At 39.8% G+C, this 12,058-nt stretch carries 9 protein-coding genes; 8 read left to right on the forward strand and 1 reads right to left on the reverse strand.

Features of this window, described 5'->3' with window-relative positions; genetic code table 11:
• Positions 1–61: 61 nt before the first annotated feature.
• The 3 genes from EYS08_RS17365 to EYS08_RS17375 are packed head-to-tail and all read left to right on the forward strand — an operon-like array spanning position 62 to position 5,203.
• The gene (locus EYS08_RS17365) at positions 62–2,839 is read left to right on the forward strand and encodes a TonB-dependent receptor (protein ID WP_131031221.1); all 2,778 of its coding nucleotides are present in this window, start codon (positions 62–64) and stop codon (positions 2,837–2,839) included.
• Positions 2,840–2,862: 23 nt separating this feature from the next.
• Positions 2,863–4,122: a right-handed parallel beta-helix repeat-containing protein gene (locus EYS08_RS17370; protein WP_244215985.1), complete on the forward strand. Its 1,260-nt coding sequence runs from the start codon at positions 2,863–2,865 to the stop codon at positions 4,120–4,122.
• Between the two features lies 1 nt (position 4,123).
• Positions 4,124–5,203, forward strand: coding sequence for a phytase (locus EYS08_RS17375; protein ID WP_131031222.1), 1,080 nt, complete (start codon positions 4,124–4,126; stop codon positions 5,201–5,203).
• Positions 5,204–5,510: 307 nt separating this feature from the next.
• Here the strand turns inward: EYS08_RS17375 and EYS08_RS17380 are convergent, their stop codons facing one another.
• The gene (locus tag EYS08_RS17380) at positions 5,511–6,407 is read right to left on the reverse strand and encodes an AraC family transcriptional regulator (protein ID WP_131031223.1); all 897 of its coding nucleotides are present in this window, start codon (positions 6,405–6,407) and stop codon (positions 5,511–5,513) included.
• A gap of 540 nt (positions 6,408–6,947) precedes the next feature.
• Here EYS08_RS17380 and spt point away from each other — a divergent pair.
• From spt to EYS08_RS17405, 5 genes are read left to right on the forward strand one after another with little or no spacing between them, the layout of a single operon-like run.
• Positions 6,948–8,153, forward strand: a complete 1,206-nt coding sequence (gene spt / locus EYS08_RS17385; RefSeq protein ID WP_131031224.1) for a serine palmitoyltransferase — start codon at positions 6,948–6,950, stop codon at positions 8,151–8,153.
• A complete protein-coding gene (locus EYS08_RS17390; protein WP_131031225.1) occupies positions 8,150–9,271 on the forward strand; it encodes a hypothetical protein in 1,122 nt (373 codons plus the stop codon). Before spt ends, EYS08_RS17390 begins: the two co-directional genes overlap by 4 nt.
• Entirely contained in the window at positions 9,268–10,257 is a 990-nt protein-coding gene (locus EYS08_RS17395; RefSeq protein WP_131031226.1) for an NAD-dependent epimerase/dehydratase family protein, read from the forward strand. The genes EYS08_RS17390 and EYS08_RS17395 overlap by 4 nt, the downstream gene beginning before the upstream one ends.
• A gap of 18 nt (positions 10,258–10,275) precedes the next feature.
• Positions 10,276–11,601, forward strand: a complete 1,326-nt coding sequence (locus EYS08_RS17400) for an inositol-3-phosphate synthase (RefSeq protein ID WP_131031227.1) — start codon at positions 10,276–10,278, stop codon at positions 11,599–11,601.
• Entirely contained in the window at positions 11,601–12,056 is a 456-nt protein-coding gene (locus EYS08_RS17405) for a phosphatidylglycerophosphatase A family protein (RefSeq protein WP_244215986.1), read from the forward strand. Before EYS08_RS17400 ends, EYS08_RS17405 begins: the two co-directional genes overlap by 1 nt.
• Positions 12,057–12,058: the final 2 nt, after the last annotated feature.

The following is a 12,058-nucleotide window of genomic DNA, read 5'->3' on the forward strand; positions in this document are numbered from 1 at the left end:
TTGTGTAAAATGGTGTATACACCTTTGCCCCGTCGATAATAAAAAGACATTACCAAACACAATGAACAAACTATTACAAATTCTGTTTTTACTTCTTTTTTGTGCAGGCACAGCCTACGCCACAAAACTGAAAGGCCATGTTTACGATAGGCAGACCGGCGAGGCCATTGTAGGTGCTACGGTGGTTTTAGAAAATCCGAGGCGCATAACCAATACCGGATTGGATGGGACTTTTGAGTTTAAGGATGTAAAAGTAGGTACAGCAACGATCAGCGTGAGTTATATTACCTACAAAACCATTAGCAAAACTATAGTTGTAGTAAAAGAGGATAACGATCACTTAAAGTTTTACATGGAGAGTGATTCGAAAAGCCTCGATGATGTAACGATCAAATCAAATGCGGTGAGTTCTACTGATCAAGGTGCCAGGCGTTTAGAGAAAGATGCTACACAGCTGATGAATATTGTATCGGGTAGATCGATTGAAATTTCGCCAGATTTAACCGTGGCAAACGTGATGCAACGTGTTTCGGGTGTTTCTATTGAGAGAAACAGCAATGGCGACGGGCAATACGCCATATTGAGGGGTATGGATAAACGGTACAATTACACACTGGTAAATGGCGTTAAAATTCCAAGTCCGGATAATAAATACCGTTACGTTCCGCTGGATCTTTTTCCTTCTGATTTACTCGATCGTTTAGAGGTGTATAAAACCCTTACCCCAAATTTAGAGGGCGATGCCATTGGTGGAGCCATTAATATGGTGATGAAAAACGCTCCAGGCTTATTGCAGGTAAATGCCAATGTTTCTACTGGTTACAGCCAGTTGTTTTTCGATCGTAAGTTTGCCAGTTTTGATGCTTCAGGCATCAATTATAAATCGCCTTATGAGTTAAACGGAAAGAACTACAACGCTATGCAGAACGATTTTACAAAGGGAACACTCGATTATAAATATAAAAATCCGGCACCTAATTTAATCGGAAGTTTATCATTAAGTAAACGCTTTTTAGATAATAAGCTGGGCGTAGTAATAGCAGGAAGCTACCAGAATACGTACCGTGGCAGCAACAGTACTTTTTATAATAATGCGGTTGTTGGAAGTGATGCTTATGCCACAATTACCAGTAAAAGTTACCGCGAATTCTCAGAACAACAGCAAAGAACAGGTTTGCATGGAAAGGCTGATTACGTTTTTAACAAAGATCATCAGATTAGCCTGTATAATGTATATGTTAACCTGAAAAATCAGCAGGTTAGAGATGCTGTAACTACTACCTATAACGGCGTTTATAATCCTACGGTAGGAAACGCAGAATTGGTTTACGATACCCGCAACCGTTTAACCGAACAACAGATTTACAATAGTACCTTGCATGGCGATCATAAATTTTTTGATGATAAATTTAAAGTACAATGGTCAGCTGTTTATTCTTCGGCCAAAAATGATGTGCCCGATAATACCAGTATCAGTTTAAACGGGATAGAGCAGAATTTTCAAAGCAAACGTACCAGTTTAGTCAATACCAATCCGGTTACCCGCAGGTGGGAACGCAATACTGACGAAGACTTAACAGGTTATCTGGATTTGACTTACTGCGTTTTAACGGGAGTGCACAAATTGGATATTATGACAGGAGGTTTATACCGCGATAAACAAAGAAGCAGCTTCTTTAATAATTACAGTTTGGCCCCGAACGCAGATGGGGCAAACGATGTTTATGGTGTGGATTTTCAGAATTATACCGATCTAAACTTAGTTGTGAGTAATCCTACAGGGGCTGTGGCAAATTCACTTACTTATGATGCAACGGAAAAAATCGGCGCTGGTTATGGTATGTTTAAATACGCTTCAGCTAAATTAGAAGTAATTGGTGGTGCAAGAGTAGAACATACCAATCAGGGTTATAATCTTCTTTTTCCGGCAGGAGAATCTTTTCCAAAGGGAAATCAGGTATACACCGATGTGCTGCCTAGTTTAACGGCAAAATATTTTCTAACAGAAAAGGCACAGCTGCACGCTTCTTATTATAAAGCACTAAACCGTCCGGGTTTTTATGAAATTGTACCTGGAAAAGTAGTAAATGAAGAATTTCAGGAGAGGGGTAACCCAAACCTTCAACGCGCCTTAGCAGATAACTTCGATTTACGTTATGAACTTTTTCCTGGTGCTTCCGAGCAGTTATTAGTTGGTGCCTTCTATAAAAGGATAAAAAATCCTATTGAATATACTTTCCAGGCCGATGCCGTTCGCGGACAGGATATTTATTATACACCTGGAAACTTTGGTACTGCTAAAAATTACGGTGCAGAGGTAGATTACATCAAGTATTTCAGTAAAATCGGCGTAAAGGCCAATTATACTTATACCCATTCGCGTATTGTAACCCCTAAAACCACAAGAAGTATTAACAGTGCAACAGGCGATATCCAGGCGCTTTCTGTTGATCAGGAGCGACCTCTTTACGGACAATCAGCACACATTGCCAACTTATCATTGTTATTTAAAGACACTAAAAAAGGCTGGGATGTTCAGGTTGCGGGTGCTTATACAGGTCCTCGTATTAATACTGTTTCTCAATTTTTAAATAACGATTTATGGCAAGAAGGTTTCATTCAGATGGATGCATCTGCCGAAAAACGTTTTAAAGGTGGCATTAGTGTTTTTGTAAAAGCCAATAACATCTTAAATACCCCAACAAAATTATTTATAAAAGGTACAAATCCAGAAAATGATAAGATCAATGAAGATTTAGTCAAAAATGGAAACACCTTGGTCAGGAGTGATTATTTTGGCCAAAACTACCTTGTTGGTTTCAGATATAAGTTTAATTAAATAGAATTTAAAGATACAAAGACATGAAATCGAATCAGATTTTTAAATTAATGATCCTCATGGCGCTAGCCTTGGCAGGATGCGAAAAAGCCAATGTGGATGTAGATACGGCTGCTGTAGACGGTTCAGCAATTGGAGAGGTTTCTGGTGTTTGGGCGAAGGGCAGCACCCAGGTAATTAAAGGTGATGTGATTATCCCCGAAGGTAAATCTTTAACCATTGAAGAAGGGGTAACGGTTTTAATGGATACGGTTGCAAAACCCGAATTTATCGTAAAAGGTAATCTGTATGCGCTCGGAACGGCAGAAAATCCAATTAAGTTTACGGTAAACGAATTTTATAAAACCCCTTTAACAAAATTCGGAAAACTTTGGGGAGGAATCCTGGCCGGCCCAACTGCTGAGGAACTCGTCCTGGATCACGTGATTCTCGAATATGGGGGCGCTAAAACTTCCGATGCTTCTACATCTGTTAAATTGGGACTTTATAAGGCTGTTGCCGGAGAAAGTTTACCCGCGCTTTGGTTTGCTAATGCCAAAGGCAGGTTAGTTGTTCAGAATAGCACCATCAGAAATTTTCAGGAAGATTGTACTTACATTGAGGGGGGTAGAATTATTTTTGCCAACAATGTTTTTTATACCACTGGTGTAACAGGAGGAGAGGCCATGAACTTCAAATCGGGCTGCTTGGCTGATATAGCCTATAATTTGGTTTATAGCACCAATACCAATGCTTTGAAATTATCAAACACTGGAGATAAAACACCGCAAACCTATATTATTGCCTATAACAATACCATGGTGAATACGGGCTGGAGAAGACCAACTGCGAAAGGTGGATCAATCTGGCTGGAGAGTACTGTACGTGCCGATTTGTATAATAATCTTTTCGCCAATACCCGTTTTGGTGTAAAAAGGGATCCAAAAAAGCCTGAAGATAACCGTTCTGCTTACAGCAATAACTGGTATTATGGTTTCGATCAGACCACTGTAAATCAGTTTCAGCTAACCGGCGATATTGTAGGCGGTAAAAACGATGTGATTAGCAATGTTGCCGGAGCAAATGATCCTAAATTTGTGAATTATCCCTTAAATACTGCGGTTACCAATGCCGATTTTAATACTGCATGGGATTTTCACCTGCAAGGCAACTCGCCAGCTTTGGGCAAGGGCATCACCAACTTTACCCGCCATCACCAAGCTGGAATTATAATGAAAAATGGTATCACCTATATCTCGCCTTCACCATCAACATTTGTTGGTGCATACGGAACTAAAATATAAAATGAAGCATAACAAAATATTAAACCTTGCCGCTTTTGTGGTTTTAAGCCTGGCCATTTCATGTAATGGAGGTACACAAAGCGGAAATAGTGAAGCAATAAAACCCTTGTATGTATCTGATCCTGTCGATTTTGATACTGATGATCCTGCGATCTGGGTAAACCCCAACGATCCAACGCAGTCTTTAGTAATCGGTACCGATAAAGATTCCAGTGGTGGCTTATATGTTTTCGACCTGAAAGGTAAAATCATCAAATCAAAAACCGTAAAGGGCTTAAAACGACCAGATAATGTGGACATTGCTTATGGTTTGCGGCTGGCTGGGAAAAAGACAGATATTGCAGTAACAACAGAACGTTATACACATAAACTGCGGATATTTTCACTTCCCGATATGAAAGCAATCGATAATGGTGGAATTCCTGTTTTTGTTGGCGAAACAGGAGCAGAGTACCGCGATTTGATGGGAATTTCGATGTATGCCGATCCAAGTGGAAAAATTTATGCTATTGTTGGCCGTAAAACCGGTCCTAAAAACGGAAGTTATCTTTGGCAATACCTGTTGTCAGATGACGGAAAAGGTAATGTTAAAGCAGATTTAGTACGAAAATTTGGTCAGTATAGTGGCAAAAAAGAAATAGAAGCCATTGCAGTTGATAACGAACTGGGTTATGTTTATTATTGCGATGAGCAGGTAGGTGTACGTAAGTATTATGCCGATCCGGCCAAAGGGAATAAAGAATTGGCATTATTTGGGCAGGGTGATTTTGCTGTCGATAATGAAGGGATTGCCATTTATAAAACTTCAGGGAATGAAGGCTATGTCCTTGTATCCGATCAGGGCGCTAAACAGTTAAAAGTGTACGATCGCGTGGCTAAAGCCAATACTGTTCATCCACATCCGCTGTTAACTACCGTTAAGTATTCAGCTAATCAAACCGATGGTATTGATGTGGTTTCAGTCCCTTTAAATAACGATTTTAAACATGGTTTATTGGTGGCCATGAGCGATGATAAAACCTTTCATTTTTATAGATGGGAAGATATAGCAGGTAAAAAATTGACCAGTGCACATCCATAACATTCACATTTATTTTTTTGGAAAGCAATTGCAGGAGCATTTAGGGAGGTTCAGTCCCGCTCCCGCTTCTGCTCCCGATGAAAAATCGGTAGCATCCCGCTTTGATCGGGTTTAGGAGGCATGAATAGTACTACTATGGTGGCGAAATAAACCCCTGCCCATTGCAGTTGGGTGACTAAAGTCATTGAGTTAAGGAGAAACAAAAAAGTATTGTCATCCTGAGCCTGTCAAAGGACAAATGCTTTTGTTTACGACTAATAAGATCTTCGACAGGCTGAGGATGACAACGCCTATACTTAACTTTGACCTATACCGCGATATTATTCGATAATTTATACTCAGACGGCGTAATTCCGGTCTGTTTTTTAAAAAACTTACCGAAAAAAGAAGAGTTGCTAAAACGCAGTTCCATCGCCACCTCCGAGATATTCATAACATGACTGGTTAACAGTAGTTTAGCCTCCCTGATCACCATTTCGTCAATAACTTCTCCCGCTGTTCTATCGGTTACCTGTTTAACAACCTGCGATAAATGCCTTGGCGTGATACGTAAACAGTTGGCATAATAAATTACACGTTTTTCCTTCTTAAAGTTTTCCGATACCAACGATAAAAACCGATTGGTGAGTTCTGTCTTGCTATCATGAGCAAAAGGTATAGGATCTTTCCGTTTATTCTTTAACAAAAAGAGGTCGTACAAAAGCTCCAGGAAGCTATTGTGCACAATATTTTTAATCTGAGGGGTATCTTTAGGTACATTCAGCTTTTTGTGCAGGGCAAGCATATCATAGTAAATGAATGTATATTCTTCTTTTGATAATGAAAATTTATGAGTAGGATCGTTCTGGAACATTCTGTAAGCTTCTCCGCTATTAAAGAATATCCCCTTGGTTTTTAAATAATTTTTATTAAAATGGATGCTGATGAAAGAAACATCACTGTTGTTCTTAATCTCATAAACGGCATGTGGAAAAATGAGTAGAATATCTCTTTGATTTAATACATGCTCTACAAAATTTATCCGGAGATTCATCTTTCCTTTTGTGATCAGAATTAAAGCGTAACTCGATACGCGAAAAGGTTCCGAACTGCAATAATGCGGATCACTACTATGATGGATTTTTGCCATCAATCCATCATTTAAAGAAAGCGCCTCCTCATGGTTTTTTTCTGAAAAAGTTTTATTGAGTAACTCTTGTTGCATAAAATCGTTCAGCGTTTTTTAATAATTTCTTAACAGATTCTATCATCTTTTGCACTACAATTTAGCCATTCGGTTATGGATGGTTTTTTCGCCCTTTTATCTGTCGGATTTTGTACCGGCAAATGTAATGTTCGAGATCAATTTTGCAATATCAATTTTTTAAAATGACTAATTTCTGATTAATTTTCAATCTTTTGATTAATAATTGTGTGGTTTTAATTGACTTAAAAACAGCAATTTATATTATTTATCGTGCTTTTTTAGTGTTTTTTTGAGATTTTACTATTTTATAATAAAAGTCAGAATGTCAATTGGTCAATTCATCTGAATGTCACATTTTGTCGATCCAACTTTTTGACCAATATATCCCACATTTGAACCTTTTTTTGGCTTCAATTCCGCGTTAAAATTGTGTTATCAAATCGTTTGGTTAATGCGGCCTTAATCTACCTAGTTGATTTTAATCTCTACAAGTAGCTTCAGGTGCAGGCCAAATTTTCAGAACAGGGTTTTAAAAACTGAAGAATATAAGTGTTCAGCATGCGTAAAAAATTACAAGATAGAATTGCCTCTTTTAAGGATGCAGCGGTGATAAAAGAAAAGGGATTATATCCTTATTTCAGGTCGATAGAATCAGGCCAGGATACCGAGGTGGTTATCAATGGAAAAAAGGTACTCATGTTTGGTTCAAATTCCTATTTAGGGTTAACCAATCATCCTAAAATAAAAGAAGCCGCAAAAGCAGCTATCGATAAATATGGGACTGGCTGTGCAGGATCGCGGTTTTTGAACGGTTCGCTTGATATTCACCTTGAATTGGAAAATCGTTTGGCCGAATATGTGGGCAAAGAAGCGGCAGTGCTTTTTAGTACTGGTTTTCAGGTCAACTTAGGGGTAATATCCTGTTTATTAGATCGTAACGATTATCTGTTATTGGATGAGTACGATCATGCCTCAATTATTGATGGAAGCCGTTTGGCCTTTTCACGTACCATTAAATATGCACATAACGATATGCAGGACCTGCGCCGAAAACTAAGCAGGTTACCTGAGGATGCAGCTAAACTGATTGTTTCTGATGGCATTTTCAGCATGGAAGGCGATTTAGTTAATCTTCCTGAAATGGTAAATATTGCCAACGAATTTGGCGCCAATATCATGATGGATGATGCGCACAGTTTAGGGGTAATCGGTTTTAACGGCTCTGGTACAGCATCACATTTCAATCTTACGGAAGATGTAGACCTGATTATGGGCACTTTTAGCAAATCGCTGGCCTCATTAGGTGGTTTTATTGCGGGCAATACCGAAACCATCGAATATATCAAGCACCGTGCCCGCTCACTGATGTTCAGTGCAAGTATGCCGCCTTCTGCTGTAGCAAGTGTAATTGCTGCATTGGATATCATCGAATCTGAGCCTGAACGGATTGATAAACTCTGGGCCAATACAGAATATGCGAAGAAACTTTTGCTTGAGGCCGGTTTCGACATCGGGTATAGCAATAGCCCGATTATTCCCATTTATATTCGCGATAATACCAAAACCTTTATGATTACGAATATCCTTCAGCAAAATGGGGTATTTGTAAACCCGGTTGTTTCGCCGGCTGTGCCTTCCGATTCATCTTTGATCAGGTTTTCTTTAATGGCTACGCATACTTTCGATCAGATCGAATCAGCCATTACAAAACTAAGTGCTGCTTTTAAAGCTGTTAACGTAGAATTAGTAGGAAGCCAATCATGAGAGAACTGCTAAAGGTTTCTGGTAAAAAAGCATTAAAGGCATTTGTAGATTTTCCGCACCAATTGTATGCGGCCGATGTAAACTATGTCCCTGAACTTTTTATTGCCCAACGCGATCTGCTTACCCCAGGCAAACATCCTTTTTACGAACATTCGGAAATACAGCTTTTTTTGCTGTACGACGAAGGTAAAGTAGTTGGGCGCATTGCCGCAATTAACAATACAAATCACAATAAGGTTTACGGCGGACATGATGGTTTCTTCGGTTTTTTCGATTGTATAAATGATGCAGAAGTTGCCTTGCAGCTTTTAAATGCAGCACAGGATTGGTTGTCGGAAAGAGGGTTGACAAAAGTTTTGGGTCCTGTAAATTTTTCAACCAACGAAGTATGCGGATTACTGATTGAAGGCTTCGATGGGCCACCTGTAGCCATGATGCCATATAATGCGCCATATTATCTGTCGCTTTTAGAGCAAACCGGCTTTCGTAAAAATGTCGATTTAAGGGCCTACCGCTACACCGCGGACAATTATAGCGAAAGATCGGTTAAACTGCTGGATAGGATAGAAGAACGGCTACTCCGTAACGACATCGTGCTGCGTAAAATCAACATGAAAAAATTCAAGGAGGAGTGTAACGCCGTGAGGGAGGTATACAATAAAGCATGGGATAAAAACCTTGGTTTTGTACCGATGACGGATAAAGAATTCGACTATACCGCAAACGACTTAAAACTGATCCTCGACCCAGAGTTTTGTATCCTGGCCGAGCAGCATGGCAAGATTGTGGGCTTTGCATTGGCCATTCCCGACATCAATCAGATCCTGATCAAAATTAAACGCGGTAGGTTGTTTCCAACAGGTTTAATCAAGCTTTTGGCCAATAAAAAGAAAATTGATGGCATCCGTATTTTGTTGCTTGGCGTGGTAGATGGGTACCGTAAAATGGGGATTGAAGCTTGTCTTTATGGTCGTATTATTAAACATTTCAAGGCTAAAAACATGAAATATGCGGAGGCCAGCTGGACTTTAGATCATAACGATCTGATCAATAAACCCATTGAAGATATTGGTGGAAAACTATATCGTAAATACAGGATTTTAGAGAAAGCGATATGAAAAAGCGGGTGTTGATTACAGGAGCGACAGGATTTGTAGGGTATCACCTGATTAAATCTGCTTTGGCGAATGATCTCGAAGTGTATGCAAATGTACGTCAATCGGCTACTGCAGCACATCTTAAAGATTTTCCGATCAACTACGTTGACCTTGATCTTTCTTCTATATACCTGTTGAAGGAAAATATAGAGGAAAAGAGATACGATTACATCGTGCATGCAGCTGCGGTAACCAAGGCCAAAAAACTCGATGATTACAATCAGGTAAACGCCATTTATACCCGAAACCTGGCTTTGGCGGCTTCAAAATCGGCACATAGCATAAAGAAATTTGTATTTATCAGCAGTTTGGCTGCGCTGGGGCCTTTAAATCGAAAGAATGAAAAACTGACTGATAAGGGGGCATCAAATCCGATAACCAATTATGGAATCAGCAAAGCGCTTGCCGAGACATACCTGGCTCAGATTCCGAATCTGCCGCTAATCACCTTCAGGCCTACCGCAGTATATGGGCCGAGGGAGAAAGACATTTTCATATTGATTAAAACCATTAAAGCAGGACTGGAGCTGTATATCGGCAAACAGGAACAGGAACTAAGCTTTGTATACGCCACCGATTTGGCCAATATTATTATAAAAGCACTTGCATCTGATGTTGTTGGCAAAAGTTATAACATTTCTGATGGAGCAGTTTATAACCGCTCTGCGCTAGCTGCCCATGTGCGTAAGGCCTTAAACAAAAAAACGTTGACCGTGAATGTACCTGTGCAAATGATTAAGGGCCTTGCCTGGTCGATGGAACGTTTGTATGGCGTGTTTAATAAGATTCCAGCTTTAAATGTAGATAAGATAAAAGAACTCACCGCCCTCAATTGGGGCTGCGATATTAAAAATATTCAGAACGACTTTGGTTTTGTGCCGCAATTCGGTCTCGAACAAGGGCTTAATGAAACCATAAACTGGTACCGTAAAAACAATTGGTTATAAGATTTTAAATAAAATAGAATGAAACAACAAGTAAAAGCAGCTGAAGGCAAGCTGGGAATATTAATGCCAGGATTAGGCGCTGTAGCAACAACCATGATTGCCGGAGTTGCTGCGATTAAAAAAGGGATATCAAAACCTATCGGTTCGTTAACACAGATGGGTACCATCCGTTTGGGCAAAAGAACAGAAAAAAGAGAACCAAAAATTAAAGATTTTGTGCCTCTGGCTGGTCTTGAAGACTTAGTTTTCGGTGGCTGGGATGTTTATGAAGATAATGTTTACGAAGCAGCAATGAATGCCCGCGTATTAGACGCTAACCTTTTGCGCGATGTACGTGAAGAATTACAGGCCATTAAACCGATGCGCGCTGCTTTCGACAGAAATTATGTAAAAAACCTGGATGGTAAATATGTAAAAGATCTCGATAACCGTTACGAACTGGCTTTAGCCGTAATGGAAGATATTAAAAACTTCAAAGTAGAAAACAATTGCGACCGCATTGTATTGGTTTGGTGTGGTTCTACCGAAATTTATTTTGAACCATCAGAAGTTCACGAATCGCTGGCTGCGTTTGAGCAAGGTTTAAGAGATAACGATTTGCGTATTGCGCCGAGTATGATCTATGCTTATGCTGCATTAAAATTAGGAATTCCTTTCGCTAACGGAGCACCAAACTTAACGGTTGATATTCCTGCTTTAATCGAGCTGGCTAAAGAAACCGATACCCCAATTGCTGGTAAAGATTTTAAAACCGGTCAAACTTTAATGAAAACCATTTTGGCGCCTGGTTTAGCGGCACGTTCGTTAGGTGTAAACGGTTGGTTTTCTGATAATATTTTGGGTAACCGCGATGGTTTGGTGTTAGACGATCCTGATAATTTTAAAACCAAAGAAGTATCTAAACTGGGTGTATTGGAAGATATCTTTAAACCGGAGGTTAACCCTGATTTATATGGCGATATGTACCACAAAATCAGGATCAACTATTATCCGCCTCACGGTGATAACAAAGAAAGCTGGGATAACATCGATATTTTTGGTTGGTTAGGTTATAAAATGCAGATCAAGATCAATTTCCTTTGCCGCGATTCGATTTTAGCTGCACCGATTGTATTAGATCTTGCTTTGTTTATCGATCTGGCTAAACGTGCAAACCTATCGGGCATTCAGGAATGGTTATCATTCTACCTGAAATCGCCACAAACGATCCCAGGTGTACCTGCAGAAAACGACATTTTTAAACAGTTAATGAAACTTCAGAATACCTTACGTTACATTATGGGCGAAGAATTGATCACCCACTTAGGTCAGGATTACGAAGAAGAACTGATAGAAACGGTATAGTGTTTATCCACAAATTTCTTTCAACGGCTCTGGGAATCGGGTATATCGGCAAGGGCGCAGGTACTTATGCTGCTATAGCAACCTGCATCTGCTGGCATCTTTTCCAGAGCCCCTATACCAACCCTTATTTATGGCCGATACTCTTCACTATGCTCATCGTGATGTTGGGAGTGATGAGTGCCGATCGGGTAGAAGAGATTTGGGGAAAAGACCATGGCAGGGTGGTGATTGACGAAGTGGCCGGAATGTGCATCACCCTGTTGTTTGTGCCTTTAAAATGGGAATACACCCTAATAGGACTTATTCTTTTTAGGTTTTTTGATATCCTCAAGCCACTTTACATCCGCAAACTCGAAGAATTGCCAGGTGGTTGGGGTGTAATGGCAGATGATGTGCTGGCCGGGATTTATGCAAATGTTATACTGCAATTGGTTGTTGTTTTAGAACTGTTTTAGCC

The organism is Pedobacter kyonggii (assembly GCF_004310665.1).
Lineage (GTDB): Bacteria > Bacteroidota > Bacteroidia > Sphingobacteriales > Sphingobacteriaceae > Pedobacter > Pedobacter kyonggii.